This is a genomic window from Mycobacterium sp. (genome assembly GCF_032159765.1).
In the GTDB taxonomy this organism is placed as follows: Bacteria; Actinomycetota; Actinomycetes; order Mycobacteriales; family Mycobacteriaceae; genus Mycobacterium.
On record NZ_JAVHWM010000022.1, the window covers coordinates 1 to 20068 of the forward strand.

The window sequence follows — 20068 nt, forward strand, 5'->3', positions numbered from 1 at the left end:
CGGTGGCGTGTCTTTGTGCCGACGGTTGTCAGCATCGATTCCCACGATGCGCAAACTGCGCGTATCGCGAACGAATTTCTCGATGCCCCAACCTATTTGAGCTTCGATACGGTGCTGGTAACGACCGGCCCCGGTGGCCGACCTAGTTGTATGTCGGCGGTGGCTGCGGCTGGAAGGGTTCATACCACCACCAGTCGGCGCGCTCCCCGGTGGGTCCGGGGCAGGGCGCTACGGCGGGCGGCGGCCGATTCGGCGGGCGCGCGAGCGATCCCGCGCTAAGTGGTTGGCCGGCGCTGTCGCTGACGCTGAGATTGTCTGCGGGCCCGGTGATGGTGATGACGCCTCGATGGTGCAGCCGGTGGTGATAAGGGCAGACCACCAGTACCAGGTTGGACAACTCGGTGGGACCGCCGTCTTCCCAGTGCCGAATATGGTGTGCGTGCAAACCGCGGGTGGCACCACAACCCGGAACCGCACACGTGGGATGGCGGTGCTCCAGCGCGCGGCGAAGCCGCCGGTTGATCTGGCGGGTCGCTCGGCCGGCGCCGATGACCTCGCCGTCACGTTCGAACCAGACTTCACAGGTGGCATCACAGGTCAGGTATTGGCGTTCGGCCTCCGAGAGCAGCGGACCCAGATGCAACGCCGCGGCGCGCTGCTCAACGTCGACGTGCACCACCACAGTGGTGTGATGCCCGTGCGGCCGGCGGGCCACCTCGGCGTCCCACCCGGCCTCCACCAGGCGCATGAACGCCTCGACAGTGCCCGGCAACGGCGGCGCGTTATCTGATGCCCGCTCGCGGTTCTCGCGATCGAGTTTCCACTCGGCGATCAGCGCATCACGGTGAGATGCCAGTGCTGCGTCGAACTTCGCCGCGTCCACGTGCGGAAGTCTGATCCGCCAACTGGTGAATTCCTCGTCGGAGGTCTTGGTGATCGAGGACTGCGGTTCGGGCCGAGGATCGGGTTCGGGTCGCGGTTCGAGCTTGACCGCCGTGCGCAGCTGGTTGACCGTTGCGCAGCGCGCCAGCTCCGCGTAGTGCTCATCGGATCCCTCGCCCGCACCCGCCGCGATCACCCCGACCTGATCCAGCGACAGTCGGCCCTCCCGCATGCCTTGCGCGCAACGGGGAAACTCCGCCAGCCGGCTTGCCACCGTCGCGATCGTCGCGGCGTTCGCCGACGACGAGCCGGTCTTCCAGGCCACCAACGCCCCCACCGACCGCGCCCCCGTCGCGCCCCACAACTTGTCGCCATCGATCTCGGCGACGATCTCCACGATGCGCCCATCAATCGCGTTGCGCTGACCGGCCAACTCAGCCAACTCATCAAACAGCAGCTCAATGCGCTGATTGGGACTCTCTACGACGGCGGTCGAGGACATAACGCCATCATCGCAGCCGGGTCCGACAAGTTAGCGGTGAAGCAGGTCGCCGACCACCCCCCCGCAGCCCAAAACCGAAAAAGCAAATATGCGGTCCAAAAGACAAGTAGCGCACTACTCGAGACTCCCTGCCGTGACTCGCTCACACTTCCGCATGGTGCATCGGGAATGCACCGAGACGAAAGGAGAACCAAAATGGCCAAGATCATCGATGTCTCGATGGAGATCGATCGCACGGCTAGCGATGACTTCCAACTCACCGTCGGTGGGACGCTCGTGTTGACCCAGCAAGACCTGAATAAGTTCAACCGGCACGGCGGATTTCTCCACCTGCAGACCCATGTCATGGATAAGGACAAGTGGTTCGATGATCACGTATGGGACAAGCCGACTACTGATACGTTGGACGGCCCTTTGGATGTCGGGCCGACTCAGTTTGTTATAGATCCATTCATCGTGTCGCCCAGCAAGGTAGCGGATGCCGATCCGTGGCCCGAAGAAAACGTGGAACTTTATGTTTCGGTGAGGGTTTCGCCACACGAAGTGGGTGCTGTAAGTACCGGTTGGGCGAGTTCTGACTATCAGAGTGTGAAGGTGCGTTCGCTGCTCTGATCACGGGGTCAACGAGACGCCGATAGCCAGCGCGCACTCGACACGAGTTGAATGGGGGTGTGACTGATGAGGACAGGGTCGTGCAGGCGAGCCGCGACATCGGCGCACCCGCCGCGACGATCTTCGAGCTGATCGCCGATCCCGCCCAGCAGCCGCGGTGGGACAGCAACGACAATCTCGCCAAAGCTGCTGAGGGCCAACGGGTCACGGCCGTCGGAGATGTGTTCGCCATGACCCTGACGATGGGCAGCGTCCGCGAGAACCACGTGGTGGAGTTCGAGGAGGGCCGGCTGATCGCGTGGCGCCCGGCTGAGCAGGGGGCGACGCCGCCGGGCCACCTGTGGCGGTGGGAGCTGCAACCGCTGGACGACGGCCGGACGCACGTCACCCACACCTACGACTGGTCGGCACTGACCGACGAGAAGCGGTTCGAACGCGCACGGAACACCACCGACGCGTCGCTGCGACGATCGCTCGAGCGGCTTGCGCAGATGGCCGAAGGCTAACGCGCGGCGGCGAACGCGCGCAGCGACTCGACCTGCAGAGGGTCCAGCGACGGACGCACGTTCTCTCGCGCTGCGGCGACGTCGGCTGCGGTCACGTCCGCCGCATCGATCGAGCGGCGCATGGCCGTGAGGGCCGCTTCGCGCAGCAGCGCGACGCAGTCCGCCCCGCTGTATCCGTCGAGCTGGGTGGCGAGCGCGTCCAGGTCGACGTCTGCGGCGAGCGGCACCGATTTGCCTGCCGTGCGCAGAATTTGACGGCGCGCATCCGCATCGGGCGGCTCGACGAACACCAGCCGCTCCAGCCGGCCGGGTCGCAGCAACGCGGGATCGATCAGGTCGGGGCGGTTCGTGGCGCCCAGCACGACGACGTCGTTGAGCGGCTCGATCCCATCCATCTCGGTCAACAGCGCGGCCACCACCCGATCGGTGACGCCCGAGTCGAAGCTCTGACCGCGCCGGGGTGCGAGCGCATCGATCTCGTCGAGGAAGATCAGCGACGGCGCGGAGTCGCGGGCACGGCGGAACAGCTCGCGCACCGCCTTCTCCGAGGCGCCGACCCATTTGTCCATCAGCTCAGCGCCCTTGACGGCATGCACTGACAGCTTGCCCGAGCTGGCCAGCGCCCGTACCACAAACGTCTTGCCGCATCCCGGCGGGCCATACAGCAGCACCCCGCGCGGCGGCTGAATACCCAAGCGGGAGAACGTCTCCGGATGCTGCAGCGGCCAGAGTACGGCTTCGGTCAGCGCCTGCTTGGTCTCGGCCATGTCGCCGACGTCGTCGAGCGTCACCCCGCCGACTGCCACCTCCTCGGTTGCCGACCGTGACAGCGGGCGGATCACGGTCAAGGCACCGGTGAAGTCCTCCTGCGTGAGCGTGGGCGGCTTGCCGTCCTCGCTAGCTCTGGCCGCCGCCCGAAGAGCGGCCTCACGTACGAGGGCGGCCAGATCGGCTCGCACGAAACCCGGTGTGCGATCAGATATTTCGTCAAGATGCAGCTCGCCAGTCGGCACGTTGCGCAGGAAGACTTCCAGCAGGGCCTTGCGGGTCGCCGCGTCGGGCAGGGATAGGCCGAGTTCCCGGTCGCACAGTTCAGGTGAGCGCAGCCGCGGATCCACCACGTCTGGTTTGCCCGAGGTTGCGATGAACGCGACGCCCGAAGTACCCACCGCCGAGCGCAATTCGCCAAGAATGAGCGTCGCGACCGGCTCGGCGGGCATGGGCAGCAGCGCGTCGATGTCGGTGATCAGCAGCACTCCGCCGCCGTTGCGCACACTGGTCACTGCGTCGCTGACCGCCTTGAGCCGGTCCTGCGCCGCCAGCGCGCCGACGTCGGGCCCGTCGAGCTCGACCAGCCGCCGCCCGGCGCACACCGCGCGCACCAGCGTCGCCTTGCCCACACCTTGCGGGCCTGACACCACCACACCGAGATTCGCGTTCGCGCCAAGTTTCTGCAGCAGCTGCGGCTCGTCCAAGGCCAGCTTGAGCCATTCCGAGAGCCGGGCGGCCTGTTGGTGAGCGCCCTTGAGATCGTCGACGCTGACGGCCGGCACCGACGGCTCGGTGGCTTCGGTTGTCCAGTGCGTCACCGCGGAGATCCCCTCACCCCACGTCACCGACGAGTTCGGCTGCACGCTGACCGGTCCTTGCGGGTCCACGCCCGTGACGGTAAGCAGCTCCGACGTCCACGTGATCCCGACGGATGACGCGAGCGCCGCGCTGGCCGCCGACGTTGACGTGCCCGGGCCCAGGTCGCGAGGCAGCAGCGACACAGTGTCGCCGACCGTCATCACCTTGCCCAGCAACGCCATTCGCAACGCGGCTGGCGAAACGGACTGGCGCGCAAGGTTGGTTCCGTTCAGTGTTACCGACCGCGCGCCATACACTGTCACCGGTGACACGATCACCGCGGTGTCTTCACGCAATCCGGCATTGGAAAGGGTCACGTCGTCGAGCAGCGCCGTGCCGGCCGGCACGGCGGAACCAGCCAGCCCGACCACCGCGGACGTCGTGCGGGAGCCGGTAAGGGAGACGGCGTCCCACTCTCGAATGCCAAGGGCGGCGACAGCTTCCGGATGAAGGCGGATGACGCCCCGGCGTGAGTCGACTGCTGAGGTGTTCAGGCGGGCGGTCAGTGTCAGAATCGGCATGTCAACTCAGTGTCGTGGCGGCTTGCGCAGCCCGAGGCGCGCCACCGACCGCCGGTGCGGCTGAGTCCGACGGATCTGCCTGCGCTGGGCACGCTGTTGTCGTGGCTTGGAATCCCATGCCTCAGGGTGGTTGGCGATCCAGCGCTTGCTGCGCACCGCGAACGGTATGTGGATGACGTAGGCGACGATGATCGCCATGATCACGAGGTAGGGGAAGAAGATCGACGCCGCGACTCCGATCGCCAGAAGCACGAGCAGCGGGAAGGTCATGTTCGGCGATATCGCGAACGTGTGAATCTTGCGCATTGGAATCGCGCTGACCACCAGCAGCGAGACGCCGATCATCCAGACGATCACCGTCCACTCGGCCCACTCCGTGCCCCACCACGCACCGGGCCATTGCGCTCTTGCTGCCAGCGGCCCGATCGCGCCGATCGCACCCGCGGGCGCGGGCATGCCGACGAAGTATTCTTTGGCATAGGCCGGCTGAGCGTCGTCCAACTGCGCGTTGAACCGGGCCAGCCTCAGCACGATGCACACCGCGTATACCAGCACCACGATCCAGCCCACCCGCGAATGCTGGAGCAGCGTCCAGTAGACGATGAACGCAGGCGCCACACCGAAATTCACCGCATCGGCGAGCGAGTCGAGTTCCTGGCCCATGCGTGATGTGGCGTTGAGCACCCGCGCGATCCGGCCGTCGAGAGCATCAAGGATCGCCGCGCCGGCAAGCAGCGCCAGCGCGGGCGTCACCTCGTTGTCGTGGGCGAGTTTGACCGACGTCAACGCAAGGCAGATCGCCGTCACGGTCATCGCGCTCGGCAAGAGCTTCAAAGGCGAACTGACGTTGCGTGTCATGGCAACTCGGCGATGACGGTCTCCGCGCCCACCGCGTGCTGGCCCGGCTGGACCTGCAGCGTCGACCCCTCCGGCAGGTAGGTGTCGAGCCGGGAGCCGAAGCGGATCAACCCGTACGTGTCGCCGACGGTCACCTTGTCCCCCGCGCGGATGTCGCAGACGATGCGGCGCGCGAGCAGGCCGGCGATCTGGACGACGACGACGTCCTGACCGATTTCGGTGCGGATCCACACGCTGTTGCGCTCGTTCTCGTCACTCGAGCGCGGCTTGTCGGCGGACAGGAACTTGCCGAGCCGATGGTCGACCTTGACGACCTCGCCGCCGATGGGCACGCGCTGCACGTGGACGTCGAAGAGCGACAAGAAGATGCTGACCCGCGGGCGGGGTTCGGCGGGTAGCCCGAGTTCGGCGGGTGGCGCCGCGGTGTCGACGAGCGTGATCTGCCCGTCGGCGGGGGCGACGACGACACCGGGGCGGTCAGGCGGTACGCGCGCCGGGTGCCGGAAAAACGTCGCGCTGGCCGCGGCTGCCGAGAGACCGGCGGTCCGCATCCATCGGCGCTTGCGGCCCGCGGCGGCGAACAGCAACCCGGCGGCGACGAACGGAAAGCCGGCCGGATGCATCGGCGGAACCGTCGAGCGCACCAGCTCAAGGAGCCGGGCAGCCTCTGACTCGGCCGAGTCGTCGGCCGGAAGATGGGGGCGTCTAGCCATTGGGCGCTATCTTAGGTCCCACACATCGACCTGCGAGCCAGCCGTCAGCTCCGTGACGTCTTCGGCGATTTCGAGCAGACAGTTCGCCGATGCGAGCCAGCGCAGGTGATGTGACGCAGGGGGGCCGTAGGTGGTGACGGACCCGGTCGGGGGATCGAATACCCCGCGGCGGAATTGCCGTTTGCCCGCAGGCGATTTCAACCCGTCGGCAAGTACGGCCGTGCTTATGGGCCGGTGGGCGGACGGCAGCCCCATCGCCGCCCGCAAAGCGGGGCGGACGAACACCTCGAAAGACACGAGCGCGCTGACGGGATTGCCGGGGAGACAGAGGATCGGGGTGCCTGTGTCCGATGTCGCCGGCCGACCGGCTCCGGTGACCACGCCTGCGCCCTGCGGCATGCCCGGCTGCATTGCCACCTTGACGAACTCGACGCCGCCGCCGCTCAGCGAGTCCTTCACCACCTCGTATGCGCCAGCGCTGACTCCGCCTGACGTCAGGATCAGGTCGGCCAGGCTTGCGTAGGTCGCCAGCGCGTGGCGGAACTCCTCGACGTCGTCGCGGGTCGTCGTCGCGGCCACCACGTCCGCGCCGGCATCGCGCACCGCGGCCGCGAGCATCACCGCATTGGACTCGTAGATCTGCCCCGGCAGCAGCGGCTGGCCGGGCTGCACCAATTCCTCGCCGGTCGACAGCACCAGCACCCGCTGCCGTGGAATGACGGCCAGCTCCGTCAATCCCAGCGCCGCCGCGAGTCCCAACGCCGCGGGTGTGACGAGCGCGCCGCTGTGCAACACGGTGACGCCCGCGGTGACGTCCTCGCCGGCCCGGCGGATGTGCTGGCCATCGTGAGCCGCAGCGCGGATCGCCACAGTGTCCGTGCCGCCGTCGGTAGCCTCGACGGGCACCACGGCGGTCGCACCCGAAGGCACCGGCGCGCCCGTCATAATCCGGTGCGCCGTACCGGGTTTCAACGTCAGCGCGTCCGTACGGCCCGCCGGGATGTCCTCGGCGACGGGCAGCACCACGGGACCGTTTACGGTCGCGCCCGCGATCTCGTCGGCGATCACGGCGTAGCCGTCCATCGCGGAGTTGTCGAACCCGGGCAACGACAGTGGCGCGATGACGTCCTCGGCCAAAGCCATGCCGGCGGCGTCGGCGAGCGCGACGGTCTCGGGCGGCCGCGGCCGGATCAGCCCGGCGACGACCCGAACGTGTTCGTCGACGGAGCGCATCACACCGGATAGGTGACGCCGGTCAGCTTCTCGGAAACCTCCCAGAGTCGCTTCTGTATTGCCTCGTCGTGGGACTGCTTGCTCGACTCGACCAGTTTCGGGTGGCCCTGCGTCTGAGCGAAGCCGTCAGGGCCGTAATACTGGGCGCCCTGCGCTGTCGGGTCGGTGGCGGCGCGCAGAGTGGGCAGCGCACCCTTGTCCGGACTCTGCGACATGAGCGGCCACACCAGATCCGTGACGGGCTTGATCCACCCCGGGATGTAGCGCGTCAGTTCGGTGTCCGACCCACCCGGATGGGCGGCAAGTGCGATCGTCGGTTCACTCTTGGCGGCCAGCCGGCGCTGCAGCTCGTAAGTGAACATCAGGTTTGCCAACTTCGATTGCCCGTAGGCGCGCACGCGGTTGTAGCTGTGCTCCCACTGCAAGTCGTCGAAGTGGATCTTCGCGAGGATGCGGTGGCCGACGCTGCTGACCGTCACCACCCGGGACCCCTCGACCGGCAGCAGCCTGTCGAGCAGCAGGCCGGTGAACGCGAAGTGGCCCAAATGATTTGTGCCGAACTGCAGCTCGAAACCGTCCTTGGTGTTGCCCTTGTCGGTGTACATCACCCCCGCGTTGTTGATCAACAGGTCGATGCGCTGGTGCGCGGACCTGATCTCGTCGGCAGCGCGGCGGATGTTGTCCAAAGAGGTGAGGTCGAGCTCCTGCAACGAGACTTGGGCGTTCGGGGCGTTCGCCTTGATTTGAGAGACCGCATCGTTGCCCTTGTCCAGGTTGCGCACCGCGAGCACCACCTGCGCGCCCTTCTCGGCCAACGCCGAGGCGGTGTGGAAGCCTAGGCCGGTGTTCGCGCCGGTGACGATGGTGACGCGGCCGGATTGGTCCGGAATGTCCGCAGTCGTCCACTTCTTAGCCATTATCGTCTCCTCTTCGTGCAAGCACCCATCGGCGCCATCTCCTCAGCGCGCGCACGTATGGTCGTTACCCGTCAAAGCTAATCCAACAGGAACCTGTGATCGATGGCGTTTGCCGAGCCCGCGAATCCACCCAGCCGCCGTGCCCCGTTCATGTGGGCGGTGTCGGCCGCATTGGGGTGGATTCTGCCCATCGCCGCTCAGGTCGTGTGGCTGATCCTTCTGCCGCGACCGGGGTGGCTGCATCTGACCGTCGCAGCGGTGACCGTGGTGCTGATGGCTCTGCACGTGTTCGTCGTCCCCGTGTGGCGATATCGGGTGCACCGCTGGGAAATCAGCCCGCAGGCCGCATTCACCCGCAGCGGTTGGCTGATCCAGCAGCGCCGCATTGCGCCGATCTCGCGCGTGCAGACCGTCGACACCTACCGTGGCCCGATCGACCGGATGTTCAAAGTCGCCAACGTCACCGTCACGACGGCGTCGTCGGCGGGTGCGGTGCACATCCGCGCCCTCGACAACGACGTCGCCGACCGCGTCGTCGAGCAGCTGACCGATATCGCGGCGCTCGGCGCCGAGGATGCGACGTGAGTACCACGGAACAAGTGCACACCGCCGACGGCTGGCAGCGGCTGAGCCCGCGGATGCTTCTGGTCCATCCTGTGCACGAAGTGCTGCGTCAGCTGCCGGTGCTTGTCGGGTCGGTGATTCTCGGCTCGACGACCGGTAACCAGGTGTATCCGCTGGTGGCACTCGGCCTGATCGTGGGCATTGGCCTGCTGCGCTGGGTGTTCACCACCTACCGGCTGACCGATGACTACGTCGAGATGCGCACAGGGATGCTGCGCCGTCGATCGGTTTCCGTGCCCCGCAACAGGATTCGCTCGGTGCAGACGGACTCCCGGTTGCTGCACCGGCTGCTCGGGCTCACCGTCGTGCGGGTGGGCACCGGTCACGAGTCGCATCGAGAATCTTCCTTCGCGCTGGACGCGGTGCGGGTGTCGGAGGTGCCCCGACTGCGGGCGGTGTTGTTGGAGGAGACGAGGACGTCATCGGGCAGCCCGCAGGAGAGCGAGCAGCCCGCGGGCCGGGTGCTGGCGCGGTGGCAGCCGTTGTGGCTGCGATATGCCCCGCTGAGCTTCTCCGGTCTCCTGATGATCGCGGCCGCGCTCGGCGTGGCCTACCAGGCTGGCATCGGGGCAAGCATCTCCGAGCGGGTTGCCAGGGTCGGAGTCGAGGCGGCACACCGCACCGGCATCGTCGTCGTGATCGGCATCGGAGTGGTCGGGCTCGTCGTGGCGTCAGTGGTGCTCGCGGTGCTGTGGTCGTGGCTGACGTACGGCGGCTTGGTCTTGTCGCGCGAATCTGGCGCGTTGCACCTGCGGCACGGCCTGCTGCGGGTGCGCGAGCACACGTTCGACATGAGCAGGTTGCGGGGCGGCACGCTGAGCGAGCAGCTGGCGGTGCGCGCGATGCGGGGTGCACGGCTGGACGCCGTGATGACGGGCGTGCACGGCGAAGGGGAGTCGTCGGTGCTGTTGCCTGCCTGCCCGTCTGCCACCGCGACGGCAGTGTTGTCAGAACTGATCGACAACGACGCCGCGGTGACCGGGCCGCTGCAACGGCATGGTCTCGCCGCGGCGAGACGGCGGTGGACCCGCGGCCTGGCGCTGCCGGTGCTCGTCGCGATCGTGATTCCCGTTGCAGGGCTGCCTTTTTGGGTGTGGTTCATCTGGGCCGGATTCACCGTGGCGTGTGCGCTACTGACGGTCGACCGGGTGCGGTCCTTGGGCCACCGCGTCGAGGACGGCTGGCTGGTCGCGCGGTCGGGCAGCGTGGACCGCCGCCGCGACTGCATCGCGTGCGCGGGCATTATCGGCTGGACGGTGCGCCAGACGTTCTTCCAGCGGCGGGCCGGGGTCGCGACGCTGATCGCCGCGACGGCCGCGGGCCGCAAGCACTACAGGATCATCGACGTGCCCGCTGAATTGGCGTGGTCGGTGGCGTCCAAAGCATCGCCGTGGGTTGCCCACAGCGTCTGGGCCCGGGGCTGATCAGTCGGCGTGTTTTATCGTCGACATAAATGCCAGACACGCACCATCCGACGCGCGATAAAGCAGATATTGTCCATCTACGGCGCCGGACTCAGTCGTTATCCGTGACACTGGCTCGAGATACATGGCATCGGTGAGGTCGCAGTTCTTAAAGTAATAGATATCCCGAAGCTTCGTGTGGATATCGAATTCATCCGGAAACTGCCTCAGCACCAACAGATCCGCAATGCTTTGATACGCAGCAAAGTACAATAAACCCGCGCCATTGGAGTCCGTATAGGGATTGATGCTATAGATCTCGTCGGGCCGAGGTTCATGCTTCGGTTCGCTTCGACCGTACTCCGATCGCACGGTCGAATACTCGCTGAAGAACGGGCTGATGTCGGTAGCCTCCACCACATCTTGGAATTCGCCGATAGGCTCGCTCTTCAATAACGCGTTGCTGCCTTCATTCGCACGAACCGAGAAGGTGGTGAGAAGGGTGGCGCTGCCCGCTGACTTTTCGCCTTCGAACGTGATGGTGCTCTGCACAGTCGAGCGACCGAATCGCGTCATTTCGATCCCGAATGTGATTTCGTCGCCCTCAGGGAATGCCGTCAGGTCGCTGTCGAGATCGATACGGATGTGTACGAACGTCGCATAAAGGCGCCGGCCCTGCGAGTCGACCAGATCCCTCGATCCCCGGCCGAGCGAGCTACACAGTTTGGCCCAGTGGAAGTCCCCCAGCTCCTTGAGGAGCCAGTTCTCCGACAGACAGCCCAGGGCCATCTGCGGCATGTTGACCTTAACGCTGCGCTTCATCGAAAAGCCTCAGAATGTCGCCGGGACTCTCCAACAGCAACCAGTCGTCGTCCACGAGACGGATTCCGTGTCGGACTTCGAGCGCCGCTCGTGTCTCCACCAAGTTCCAGCTATCGACACCCAAGTCCTCGAACGAGGTCTCGAGGTCCGCGTCCTGCTCCAATTTGAGCAGAGAATAGAGCTGTTCTTTATCCATTGACCCGACCTATGTGCTTGGTTTCCGGCGATGCCGCCGGACCGCGTGCGCCGTCAACGTGTGTCCGTATTCTGCGTTTCTGGATCGCTCGGGCCGGAAAGCCCGCGACAATCGTGGCCGGTGCGACGTCAGAATGTACGACCGAGCAGGCGCCGACCACCGCTCCCCGGCCGACGCGGACACCCGGTCCGATAAACGCGCGCGCCGCGATCCAGCATTCCGACTCGATTATGATGGGGCCCTCCAGAACGGGAAACGTGATATCGCGGGCATCGTGAGTTCCCGCGCAGAGATAAGCCTCCTGAGAGACGACGGTGTGGTCGCCGAGCGTGATCTCCGCGATGGTATAGAGCGATGCATTGTCGCCAATCCAGCAATGGTCGCCGACCACCAGCTTCCAGGGGTAGGTCACTCGTACGCCAGGCCGAATGAGAACACCCTCGCCGATTTGAGCTCCGAAGAGACGCAATGCTGCGCGTCTCCATCTATAGAGGAACTGCGGCGTCGGACGCACGAATAACGCGTCGAATATCCACCACAACTGCACATACCAGGATGGTCGCCCACGAGCACCATCACGTGATTCGAACTGTGTCAAATCCTGATACTGCTGCGCCGTCAAAATTCGACCCTTCCGTTTGCGAGAATCTTACGACGCGCTTCCCCAGATGATCGTGTGAGCCCTGCCTTCGCAAGACGCGTCGGCCGCGGCCCCGAGGCGCTTGGGCTCGTCTTCGCTGGTGTGGCACATTGAAAACGTGATTACCGGCCTCGCTCACACAGGGGTGTGCGTGCCCGACTGCGAGGCCGCGGTGGCGTACTACCGCGATGTGCTCGGCCTGCAAGTGCTGTCGCCGCCGTACGTGATGAACGGCGACGCCATCCGCGACGACATGGGCCAGCTGATTTCAGACCCCGCGATGAAAGCGGCGATCGTCGGGCTCGGCCCCGACGACCACGTGCTGGAAGTGATCGAATACCTGCGCGCCGACGGCGACGCGCACGAACGTCGCCTCACCGACGTCGGCCTCTCGCACGTCGGCTTGATCTGCGAGGACATCGAGGCCACCCGCGCCGAGCTCGAAGCCCGCGGCGTGCGCTTCCTCGTCGACGGCATCGCCGACGTCGCGCGGGTGCGCACGACCTGGTTCGCCGATCCCTGGGGCGTGGTGTTCATCCTGGTCGAGAAGACCCGGCCCGACCGTCCCTACTACGCGCAGTACGCATGAACGTCGCGATCATCGGCGCCGGCGCCGGCGGCATTGCGATGGGCCTGCAACTCGCAGACGCCGGCTACGAATTCACGATCTTCGACCGCGCCGACGGCTTCGGCGGAACCTGGCGTCACAACACCTTCCCGGGCGCGGAATGCGATGTGCCAAGCCATCTTTACTCGTTCTCCTTCGCGCCGAACCCGCGCTGGAGCAAGACCTACGCGATGCAGCCCGAGATCCTCGACTATCTCGAAGTCGTTGCGCTCAAAGGCGGACTGGACCGGCATCTGCAATCCAACTCCCGTATCGACACGATGCGTTGGTCCGACGAGGACCGACGCTGGACGCTGACCAGCGACGCGGGTGCAGAACTGGAGTTCGACGCCGTCGTGTGCGCCGTGGGAATGCTTGACATACCGAATATTCCGCTCATTGCGGGTGCAGAGGCGTTCCGCGGCAGGGTATTTCACTCGTCGCGGTGGGACCACAGCCGCACCACCGCGGGCGAGCGCGTCGCCTCCATCGGCACGGGCGCCAGCGCAATCCAGTACGTCCCGGCAATTGCCCCCGATGTCGCGCACCTGACGGTCTTTCAGCGCACGCCGATCTGGGTGGCGCCGAAGTTCGACTTCCCCTACACGCCAGAGCAACACGAGTTGTTCGAACGTGACCCGAGCGCGGCGCGAAAGCTGCGCGACGAGGCGTTCGACGCCTACGAGTCGTCGAGCTTCGACGCCGACGCGGACCAGACCCGGGAGGCCACCGAGCTGGCCTACAGCTATCTGATGCGCAAGGTCACCGATCCCGCGCTGCGCGCGAAGCTGACCCCCGATTACCCGGCGGGATGCAAGCGACCGTTGATGTCACGCCAGTGGTTCCCGACGTTCGCGCTGCCGCACGTGCACCTGGAGACCTCGCCGATCGTGCGGTTCACCGAACACGGGCTGCTCACCGCCGACGGCACTGAGCACCGCGTCGACACCGTCATCTACGGCACCGGCTTCAAGGCCGCCGACTACCTGAACAGCCTCGACGTCTACGGCGCCGGCGGCCGCCGCTTGCACGACGACTGGGCCGACGGTGCCGAGGCATACCTCGGCACGCTGGTGCCCGGGTACCCGAATCTGTTCACCCTCTATGGGCCGAACACCAACGGCGTCAACTCGATCCTGTACATCCACGAGGTGCAGACCGCGTATGTTCGCCGGCTGCTCGAGATGCTGAAAGAGCACGGCGCCCGAGCCGTTCAGGTGACGCGGGACGCGCACGACGGGTACAACGCTGAGCTCCAGTCCGCGATGGCGGGGAAGGTCTGGCTGAGCTGCGACAACTACTTCCGCCACCCGAGCGGCAAGGTGGTCACCCAACTGCCGTTCTCCGGCAAGACGTTCGAGGCCCGCACCCGCAACGTGAATCTCGTCGACTACCACTTGGATTGACCTAAGGAGCAGGAGCTCCGACTTGCACTCGTCGCCTCGCCGTTTACTGTCGGCACCATGACCGTCGGCGGGGTGCTGTTCGACATCGACGGCGTGCTGACGACATCGTGGAAACCGATCCCGGGCGCCGCCGAGACGCTGCGCGCGCTGAACAGCCACCAGATCGCGTGCTCTTATCTGACCAACACCACCACGCGCACCCGTCAGCAGATCGCCGACGCGCTGGGCCGGGCGGGGATGCAAGTGCGCGCGGACGAGGTCATCACGGCCGCCGCGCTGACCGCCGAATACGTCCGCCAGACCTACCCGCACGCACGGTGCTTCCTGGTCAACAGCGGTGACATCAGCGAGGACATGCCGGGCGTCGACGTCGTCGCATCGACCGACTTCGGCGTCGACGACGGCGCGCCCGACGTGGTGCTGCTAGGCGGTGCCGGCCCCGAATACGACCACTTGACGCTCAGCCGCGTCTACGACTGGATGGCGCAGGGCGTGCCCGTGATGGCCATGCACCGCAGCACATCGTGGAATACGACCGAAGGCCTGCGGATCGACACCGGCATGTACCTCATCGGCATGGAGCAGACGTCCGGCCGCAAAGCGACTGCCGTCGGCAAGCCCGCGCCGGAGGGATTCCTCGCCGCGGCCAGCAGGCTGGGCGCCGACCCGGATCAGATGTACATGATCGGCGACGACCTGAACAACGACGTGCTCGCCGCGCAGGTGGTGGGCATGACGGGCGTGCTGGTACGCACCGGCAAGTTCCGGCAGGACACGCTGGACCGTTGGGCCGCAGACGAATTCGCGATGCAGCCCAATCATGTCATCGACTCGGTGGCCGATCTGCCTGAGTTGCTCGGGTTCTAGCGCTCGGACGGCTTCGCAACTGGCGCAGTCCATTTTGGATACAGCCATGCGCCTCGCGCGTACGCTGATGGGCGATCGACAACAGCTGGTTTCGATCCCCACCGCGGCTCGTTGTCGGTGAAGGAGGCCGGTCAGATGAACAAGGCCTACAAGGGGATGCGACTGTGGCGGATCGTCGCCCTGCTCGCGCTGGCATTCGCGGCCGTCGGTGTCCCAACCGCGCATGCGTACGACTACTGGACGTGCCCCGGCGAATTTCGAGATGCGGTCGACCAGGTCAAGGCCGAGGGTGGGGGAGCGGACTTCGGGGACGACCTGCACTTGGGCGGGGCGCCTCAGGGCACGGCCGTAGTCTGCTGGGACGGCAATGTCCGGAACCCCAATGCGGCAAGAGTGTTTCTGCGGGGAAAGCTGTATCACGACAACCTCCCGGGCGGCTGCTGCGCGCCCGGCGGCGCCCCCGCTGCCGACGACCTATGTGTGTCCGCCGTGATCAAGTTTGTGGACGCGAATGGCACCGTCAGAGCGACACACACCGAACCCGACCTCTGTGGGGACCCTGGGCTGAGGTCACGGGAGGTGAACGTCACCGTGAACGTTCCGGTGACCAGGATGAGGCTCGAGCTCTATACCAAGCTCGTGAACAACGCAGGTGACCCGCCGCTCGTGGACCGGACGAAAGTTGTGACCGCCAGCTTCCACTGACACCTGCCACACCGGATGTAAGGAAGGCCGGTCAGATGAACAAAGTTCAGAGGGGGACGCGACTGGGGCGGATCGCCGCCCTGCTCGTGGTCGCATTCGCGGCTGTTGGTGTTCCAACGGCTCAGGCGTACGACGTGTGGTCGTGTCCTGGCGACTTTCGAAGCAAGGTCGTCCAGTTCAAGATGGAGGGTGGGGTAGGGGATTTCGGAGACGACCTGCACCTGGGTGGGGCACCTCAGGGCACGGCCGTCGCCTGCTGGGACGGCAATGTCCAGAACGCCAACGCGTCGAGAGTGTTTCTGAAGGGAAAGTCGTATCTTGACCTCCCCTCCGTCGTCCTTCCCGACCTCCCCGGCCTCCCCCCCGGCGGGGGCACCGTCGCCGGGCCGGTTTGTACGTTCGCAACGATCAGGTTTGTGAACGCAAATGGCACCGTCAGAGCGACACGCACTACTCCCGAGCTGTGTGGGACCACCGGGCTGAAGTCACGGGACGTGAACGAAGCCGTGAATGTTCCGGTGACGACAATCAGGCTCGATCTCTCCGCCAGGTTCAGCAACTCTATCGGCGATCCGCCACACACGGAGGTGGTGAAAACCGTGCACGTCCGCTTTCGCTGACAACCCTGGATCGTTAGGCCGCGGACGAATTCGCGATGCATCTCAACTGCGGCCCGGGACTCTAGAGCCGCCGCGTCGCGAGCCGGGTCTCGCCTGACGCATCCACGAAATACACTGCGGCGCCATCACGTTCGCACACCGCCTCGGCGAATTCGGTGCCGCGGTACAGCACTCCGGCGCCGTCGTCGGTGGCGTATCCGGCGGGCAGCGTGCCGTCACAAATCAACCGCTCGAACAGCGGCCGGCGCTGGACCTCCGAGTCGTGGTGCACGCTGTTGGAAAACGGAATCAGCGCAAGCCCGTTGGTGATTGGGCGCAGCTCGGGCCCGAACGAGTCCGTCGTCCCGCCGGTGTGCCAGCAGATGGACCCGGCCGAGATCCCGGTTAGCACCACTCCGGCTTGCCACGCGGTGCGCATCGCGGCGTCGACGCCGTGCAGCCGCCACATCGCCAGTAGACCGGCGACGCTGCCGCCCATCACCCACACCACGTCCTGGTCGAGCAGCAGTGCCGTGATGTCGTCCACGTTCGGCATCGAAAACAGGGCGAGGTGTGACGCCGCGAGTCCACGTATCTGTGCGGCGTCGTAGAGCCAGTTCAGCGCCACCGGATTGTCGCCCGTGGCCGTCGCGACAAAGCAGATGCGCGGTGCTCGGCCGGTCACGCCGGACAACTCGATCGCGTATTCAGTGAGCGCGTTGAACTCCCAGCGTGTGCGTCGCCCCTCGGTCAAACCCCCGCTGGTCGCCAGGATGGTGGGCTGGTCGGCGGGCACGAATTGCAGGCTAGAGTCCCTCGCGAGCGTGCGCAGAATCGGTACTGACGTCGGCGTGTCGCCAACAGACACGCACGCTCGCGGGGGGACTGGCATCTAGACGGGGAACGTCACCCCGGTCAGCTCCTCGGACACCGTCCACAGCCGCTTCTGCTGGTCGATGTCGTGGGACACCCGGCTCGATGCCACCACGCGTGGGTAGCCGCGTTGCTCACCGAAGCCGTCGGGGCCGAAGTACTGACCGCCGATGACGCCGGGATCCGTCGCGGCGCGCAGTGTCGGCAGCGCACCCATGTCGGCGCCCTGGAACATCGGCTCGAGCAGCCCGCTGATTGCGCCGACGAGCCGCGGCAGATTGCGGGTCAGCTCTGTGCGCGACCCGCCGGGGTGGGCAGCAGCGGCGATGGTGTTGGTGCCCTGCAGGCGCCGCTGCAGCTCGTACGTAAACATCAAGTTCGCCAGCTTGGCCTGCCCGTAGGCACCGACGCGGCTGTAGTCGTGCTCCCACTGCAGATCATCGAAGCGGATCCCGTTGCGGGCGAACCGATGACCCACGCTGCTGACGGTGACCACGCGTGATCCGGGCACCGCCAGCACTCGGTCGAGCAACAGGCCGGTGAACGCGAAGTGGCCCAAATGGTTTGTGCCGAACTGCAATTCGAATCCGTCCTTGGTGGTCTCCTTGGGCGTGAACATCACTCCCGCGTTGTTGATCAGCAGGTCGATGGCGTCATGGCCAGCCTTCAGCTCGTCTGCGGCGGCGCGGATCGAAGAGAGCGACGTGAGGTCGAGTTCCTGCACGGCGACGCTGGCTGCCGGAGTGGCGGCCGCGATCCGATCCGCTGCGTCCTTGCCCTTGTCGAGATTGCGTACAGCCAGTACGACGTGGGCGCCTTTCGCGGCGAGCGCGGCGGCGGTTTCGTATCCAAGCCCGGTGTTGGCGCCGGTAATGACGGCAGTGCGGCCGGTCTGGTCGGGAATGTTGGCGGTTGTCCAGTTGGACATGATCTCTCCTCGGTAAAGTGTTAAGCGGAGCGTAGGCCCCGGTTGGTACAAATATACGGAACGCGCGCCCCGTTTTGTCAATTCCCGAGGTGGTGTGATGTGGCTCAACCCGACCGGCCGTTGCGCGCCGACGCGGCCCGAAACCGAGCCCGCGTGCTCGAGGTCGCCTATGAGACGTTCGCCGCCGAAGGACTCTCGGTGCCGATCGACGAGATCGCGCGGCGGGCTGGTGTGGGCGCCGGCACCGTGTACAGGCACTTCCCGACTAAAGAGGATCTGTTCCGGGCGGTGGTGAACGACCGGCTGGGGCGCATCGTCGAGAACGGTCGCGCTCTGCTGACTCCCGACCCCGGCGATGCGCTGTTCACCTTCCTTCGGTCGATGGTGCTCCAGTGGGGTGCGACAGACCAGGGGCTCGTGGACGCACTGGCCGGAATCGGGATCGACATCGAGACCGCTGCGCCGGCCGCCGAGGAGGCGTTCCTCGAGATGCTCCGCGATCTACTGCAGGCCGCACAGAAAGCCGGCGCTGTGAGGCGTGATGTCGACGTGATGGACGTCAAGGCGATCCTGGTCGGAAGCCTTGCGATGCAGGCCGCCAATCCCGCCGCGGCCGAGCGACTCACCGAAGTGGTTCTGGACGGCCTGCGCGCTCCGCTGACCTGACCTTGCACTCTCTATACGCGAGTGCTAGAAATGACGTTGGCACTCCCGACCGGTGAGTGCTAGGTCGGGACGGTGAGACCGGGCCGCACAGCCCAGGTCGTCCGTCGCGGGCACTGCGCCCGACCAAAAGAACGTGCATCCCCATATCCGGAGGAAACACTTCGCAATGTCCAAAATAATTGCGTATGACGAAGAGGCCCGTCGTGGCCTCGAGCGGGGCCTCAACGCCCTCGCCGACGCGGTAAGGGTGACGTTGGGACCAAAGGGTCGCAACGTCGTCCTCGAGAAGAAGTGGGGCGCTCCCACGATCACCAACGACGGCGTGTCCATCGCCAAGGAGATCGAGCTGGAGGACCCGTACGAGAAGATCGGCGCCGAGCTGGTCAAGGAAGTCGCCAAGAAGACCGATGACGTCGCGGGCGACGGCACCACCACCGCCACGGTGTTGGCTCAGGCGCTTGTGCGTGAGGGCCTGCGCAACGTCGCGGCCGGCGCCAACCCGATGGCGCTCAAGCGCGGCATCGAGAAGGCCGTCGAGAAGGTGACCGAGACGCTGCTGGCGTCGGCCAAGGAGGTCACCACCAAGGAGCAGATCGCGGCCACGGCCGGCATCTCCGCGGGCGATCCCTCGATCGGCGAGCTGATCGCCGAGGCGATGGACAAGGTCGGCAACGAGGGCGTCATCACCGTCGAGGAGTCCAACACCTTCGGTCTGCAGCTCGAGCTCACCGAGGGCATGCGGTTCGACAAGGGCTACATCTCGGGCTACTTCGTCACCGACCCCGAGCGTCAGGAAGCGGTGCTCGAGGAGCCCTACATCCTGCTGGTCAGCTCCAAGGTGTCGACGGTCAAGGACCTCCTCCCGCTGTTGGAGAAGATCATCCAGTCCGGCAAGCCGCTGCTGATCATCGCCGAGGACGTCGAGGGCGAGGCCCTGTCGACCCTGGTGGTCAACAAGATCCGTGGCACCTTCAAGTCCGTCGCCGTCAAGGCCCCGGGCTTCGGCGACCGCCGCAAGGCGATGCTGCAGGACATGGCCATCCTCACCGGAGGCCAGGTCATCAGCGAAGAGGTCGGCCTGTCGCTGGAGACGGCCGATGTGTCGCTGCTCGGCAAGGCCCGCAAGGTCGTCGTCACCAAGGACGAGACCACGATCGTCGAGGGTGCCGGTGATTCCGACGCCATCGCCGGCCGGGTCGCGCAGATCAAGACGGAGATCGAGAACAGCGACTCCGACTACGACCGCGAGAAGCTGCAGGAGCGCCTGGCCAAGCTGGCCGGCGGTGTTGCGGTGATCAAGGCCGGTGCTGCCACCGAGGTGGAGCTCAAGGAGCGCAAGCACCGCATCGAGGACGCCGT

The 20068-nt window shown here is 65.9% G+C and carries 22 protein-coding genes; 11 read left to right on the forward strand and 11 right to left on the reverse strand.

Annotation, left to right across the window (positions count from 1 at the left end):
• Positions 1 to 142: 142 nt before the first annotated feature.
• Entirely contained in the window at positions 143 to 1384 is a 1242-nt protein-coding gene (locus QOH60_RS02315; RefSeq protein WP_526416675.1) for an HNH endonuclease signature motif containing protein, read from the reverse strand.
• A gap of 195 nt (positions 1385 to 1579) precedes the next feature.
• On the opposite strand from QOH60_RS02315, the gene QOH60_RS02320 reads away from it, so the two are divergent.
• Positions 1580 to 1996 (forward strand): hypothetical protein, encoded by a 417-nt coding sequence (locus tag QOH60_RS02320; protein WP_526416677.1) that lies wholly within the window; start codon positions 1580 to 1582, stop codon positions 1994 to 1996.
• Between the two features lie 59 nt (positions 1997 to 2055).
• Positions 2056 to 2502, forward strand: a complete 447-nt coding sequence (locus QOH60_RS02325; protein ID WP_526416679.1) for an SRPBCC family protein — start codon at positions 2056 to 2058, stop codon at positions 2500 to 2502.
• Here QOH60_RS02325 and QOH60_RS02330 read toward each other — a convergent pair.
• From QOH60_RS02330 to QOH60_RS02350, 5 genes are read right to left on the reverse strand one after another with little or no spacing between them, the layout of a single operon-like run.
• The gene (locus QOH60_RS02330) at positions 2499 to 4652 is read right to left on the reverse strand and encodes an AAA family ATPase (protein WP_526416681.1); all 2154 of its coding nucleotides are present in this window, start codon (positions 4650 to 4652) and stop codon (positions 2499 to 2501) included. The genes QOH60_RS02325 and QOH60_RS02330 overlap by 4 nt on opposite strands.
• Before the next feature lie 6 nt (positions 4653 to 4658).
• Positions 4659 to 5510: a CDP-diacylglycerol--serine O-phosphatidyltransferase gene (pssA, locus tag QOH60_RS02335; RefSeq protein WP_526416683.1), complete on the reverse strand. Its 852-nt coding sequence runs from the start codon at positions 5508 to 5510 to the stop codon at positions 4659 to 4661.
• A complete protein-coding gene (locus QOH60_RS02340) occupies positions 5507 to 6223 on the reverse strand; it encodes a phosphatidylserine decarboxylase (RefSeq protein WP_526416685.1) in 717 nt (238 codons plus the stop codon). Before QOH60_RS02340 ends, pssA begins: the two co-directional genes overlap by 4 nt.
• Before the next feature lie 6 nt (positions 6224 to 6229).
• Complete coding sequence (gene moeA / locus QOH60_RS02345) at positions 6230 to 7456, reverse strand: molybdopterin molybdotransferase MoeA (protein WP_526416715.1); 1227 nt, start codon at positions 7454 to 7456, stop codon at positions 6230 to 6232.
• Positions 7456 to 8373: an SDR family oxidoreductase gene (locus tag QOH60_RS02350; protein WP_526416687.1), complete on the reverse strand. Its 918-nt coding sequence runs from the start codon at positions 8371 to 8373 to the stop codon at positions 7456 to 7458. The genes moeA and QOH60_RS02350 overlap by 1 nt, the downstream gene beginning before the upstream one ends.
• A 102-nt stretch (positions 8374 to 8475) precedes the next feature.
• On the opposite strand from QOH60_RS02350, the gene QOH60_RS02355 reads away from it, so the two are divergent.
• Both QOH60_RS02355 and QOH60_RS02360 read left to right on the forward strand, forming a co-directional pair.
• A complete protein-coding gene (locus QOH60_RS02355) occupies positions 8476 to 8958 on the forward strand; it encodes a PH domain-containing protein (protein ID WP_526416689.1) in 483 nt (160 codons plus the stop codon).
• 53 nt (positions 8959 to 9011) lie between these two features.
• Positions 9012 to 10421 carry a PH domain-containing protein gene (locus tag QOH60_RS02360; protein ID WP_526416717.1) on the forward strand — a complete coding sequence of 470 codons (1410 nt, stop codon included), beginning with the start codon at positions 9012 to 9014 and terminating at the stop codon, positions 10419 to 10421.
• Here QOH60_RS02360 and QOH60_RS02365 read toward each other — a convergent pair whose 3' ends face one another.
• From QOH60_RS02365 to QOH60_RS02375, 3 genes are read right to left on the reverse strand one after another with little or no spacing between them, the layout of a single operon-like run.
• Complete coding sequence (locus QOH60_RS02365) at positions 10422 to 11222, reverse strand: LnmK family bifunctional acyltransferase/decarboxylase (RefSeq protein WP_526416691.1); 801 nt, start codon at positions 11220 to 11222, stop codon at positions 10422 to 10424.
• On the reverse strand, positions 11206 to 11418 hold the full coding sequence (locus QOH60_RS02370) for a phosphopantetheine-binding protein (protein ID WP_526416693.1): 213 nt from the start codon (positions 11416 to 11418) through the stop codon (positions 11206 to 11208). Before QOH60_RS02370 ends, QOH60_RS02365 begins: the two co-directional genes overlap by 17 nt.
• A complete protein-coding gene (locus QOH60_RS02375; RefSeq protein WP_526416695.1) occupies positions 11411 to 12040 on the reverse strand; it encodes a WcaF family extracellular polysaccharide biosynthesis acetyltransferase in 630 nt (209 codons plus the stop codon). The genes QOH60_RS02370 and QOH60_RS02375 overlap by 8 nt, the downstream gene beginning before the upstream one ends.
• Positions 12041 to 12176: 136 nt before the next feature.
• Between QOH60_RS02375 and QOH60_RS02380 the strand changes: the two genes are divergently transcribed.
• The 5 genes from QOH60_RS02380 to QOH60_RS02400 all read left to right on the forward strand — a co-directional run bounded on the left by QOH60_RS02380 (position 12177) and on the right by QOH60_RS02400 (position 16263).
• Positions 12177 to 12647, forward strand: a complete 471-nt coding sequence (locus tag QOH60_RS02380) for a VOC family protein (RefSeq protein WP_526416697.1) — start codon at positions 12177 to 12179, stop codon at positions 12645 to 12647.
• Positions 12644 to 14071, forward strand: coding sequence for a flavin-containing monooxygenase (locus tag QOH60_RS02385; RefSeq protein WP_526416699.1), 1428 nt, complete (start codon positions 12644 to 12646; stop codon positions 14069 to 14071). The genes QOH60_RS02380 and QOH60_RS02385 overlap by 4 nt, the downstream gene beginning before the upstream one ends.
• Before the next feature lie 57 nt (positions 14072 to 14128).
• On the forward strand, positions 14129 to 14938 hold the full coding sequence (locus QOH60_RS02390) for an HAD-IIA family hydrolase (RefSeq protein WP_526416701.1): 810 nt from the start codon (positions 14129 to 14131) through the stop codon (positions 14936 to 14938).
• 135 nt (positions 14939 to 15073) lie between these two features.
• A complete protein-coding gene (locus tag QOH60_RS02395; protein WP_526416703.1) occupies positions 15074 to 15643 on the forward strand; it encodes a hypothetical protein in 570 nt (189 codons plus the stop codon).
• An 86-nt stretch (positions 15644 to 15729) separates the two neighbouring features.
• Positions 15730 to 16263, forward strand: a complete 534-nt coding sequence (locus tag QOH60_RS02400; RefSeq protein ID WP_526416705.1) for a hypothetical protein — start codon at positions 15730 to 15732, stop codon at positions 16261 to 16263.
• Positions 16264 to 16324: 61 nt separating this feature from the next.
• Here QOH60_RS02400 and QOH60_RS02405 read toward each other — a convergent pair whose 3' ends face one another.
• Positions 16325 to 17038, reverse strand: a complete 714-nt coding sequence (locus QOH60_RS02405; RefSeq protein ID WP_526416707.1) for a Type 1 glutamine amidotransferase-like domain-containing protein — start codon at positions 17036 to 17038, stop codon at positions 16325 to 16327.
• 96 nt (positions 17039 to 17134) lie between these two features.
• Positions 17135 to 18043 carry an SDR family oxidoreductase gene (locus QOH60_RS02410; protein WP_526416709.1) on the reverse strand — a complete coding sequence of 303 codons (909 nt, stop codon included), beginning with the start codon at positions 18041 to 18043 and terminating at the stop codon, positions 17135 to 17137.
• 99 nt (positions 18044 to 18142) lie between these two features.
• On the opposite strand from QOH60_RS02410, the gene QOH60_RS02415 reads away from it, so the two are divergent.
• Both QOH60_RS02415 and groL read left to right on the forward strand, forming a co-directional pair.
• Positions 18143 to 18709 carry a TetR/AcrR family transcriptional regulator gene (locus QOH60_RS02415; protein WP_526416711.1) on the forward strand — a complete coding sequence of 189 codons (567 nt, stop codon included), beginning with the start codon at positions 18143 to 18145 and terminating at the stop codon, positions 18707 to 18709.
• Between the two features lie 166 nt (positions 18710 to 18875).
• The coding region (groL, locus tag QOH60_RS02420) for a chaperonin GroEL (RefSeq protein ID WP_526416713.1) at positions 18876 to 20068 on the forward strand (1193 nt) is incomplete at its 3' end.